The following is a 1200-nucleotide window of genomic DNA, read 5'->3' on the forward strand; positions in this document are numbered from 1 at the left end:
CCGGCGCCCGCGTCGTCCTGGTCGACGGCAGGGTCTCCGCGACCTGGCACGTGGAGGCGGACACCGTCCTGGTCGCCCCGCTGCGCCGCCTCTCCCGGGCCGAACGCACCGATGTGGCAGAGCAGGGAAGGGAGTTGGCCGCGTTCCTCTCCGACGGCGACAGCGACCGCGTACGGATCACCGCGTCCGCCTGAGCCGCGACCCACCCGTGAGTGACGCGGGTCGATTCGCGACCCGCGTCACGGCACCGACGTACCGCTCAGGTCAGCCGAGCTGTGCGTGCAGGAAGTCCACCGTGCTCCGCCAGGCCAGGGCCGACGACTCGGGCTCGTGGACCTCGGGGCGGCCGTCGTTGAAGAAGGCGTGATCGGCGGGGTAGACGCGGAAGTCCGGGGTGATGCCGGACTGCTCGCGGATCGTGTCGCGGAGCGGGGCGAGGGAGTCGACGGGAATGGCCGAGTCGCGTTCGCCGTAGTGGCCGAGGATCTGCGCCTTGAGGCCGGAGAAGTCGGGGGTCTCGCCCTGGATGACGCCGTAGAACGGAACGGCGGCGTGGACGCGCGGGTCGGTGGCGGCCTGGTAGAGGACGAAACCGCCGCCCATGCAGAAGCCGACCGAGCCGACGGTCTCGGAGGTGACCTCGGGCATCGCGAGCAGGTGGTCGACGGCACCGGAGAGCAGCTCGACGCCGCGCGCCACGGGCAGGTCCTGCATCATGCGGTACGCCTCGGCGCTGTCGTGGGCGACATTGCCGCCGTACAGGTCGGGAGCCAGCGCCACGAAGCCCTCCTTCGCCAGGCGCTCGGTGACGTCCGCGATGTGGTCGGTGAGGCCCCACCACTCCTGGATCACGATGACGCCGGGCCCCTGTCCGGAGGGCGGCAGCGCCAGATAGCCGTGCGCGGTGGTGCCGCCGCTCGGGAACGTGACGTTCTGGTGGGCGGGGGCCCCGGTCGACCTGGGCGTCTCGGACATGGTGTGTCACTCCTGTCGCTTGATCTTGACTCCAGCATGCAGGAGGCGGGTACGGCGGCGGCACGCGACCCCTCCTCCTCGGGGAGNNGTCACCCTCGTCGTCGACGACTACGACGAGGCGATCCGCTTCTACACCGAGGCCCTCGGATTCCGGCTCGCCGAGGACACCCCGCGACCCGACGGGTCCCGCTGGGTCGTCGTGGAGCCGTCCACCGGCGGGCACGG

The 1200-nt window shown here is 71.6% G+C and carries 2 protein-coding genes and 1 pseudogene; 2 read left to right on the forward strand and 1 reads right to left on the reverse strand.

Features of this window, described 5'->3' with window-relative positions; all coding sequences use genetic code 11:
• The coding region (locus AOK17_RS42685; RefSeq protein ID WP_342671563.1) for a DNA glycosylase AlkZ-like family protein at nucleotides 1-194 on the forward strand (194 nt) is incomplete at its 5' end.
• A gap of 70 nt (nucleotides 195-264) precedes the next feature.
• Here the strand turns inward: AOK17_RS42685 and AOK17_RS42690 are convergent.
• Nucleotides 265-975 carry a dienelactone hydrolase family protein gene (locus tag AOK17_RS42690; protein ID WP_055618039.1) on the reverse strand — a complete coding sequence of 237 codons (711 nt, stop codon included), beginning with the start codon at nucleotides 973-975 and terminating at the stop codon, nucleotides 265-267.
• Between the two features lie 88 nt (nucleotides 976-1063).
• Between AOK17_RS42690 and AOK17_RS49420 the strand changes: the two are divergent.
• Nucleotides 1064-1200: pseudogene (locus AOK17_RS49420) on the forward strand (VOC family protein); the annotation flags it as partial.

The organism is Streptomyces phaeochromogenes, from assembly GCF_001418655.1.
Taxonomy (GTDB): domain Bacteria; phylum Actinomycetota; class Actinomycetes; order Streptomycetales; family Streptomycetaceae; genus Streptomyces; species Streptomyces phaeochromogenes.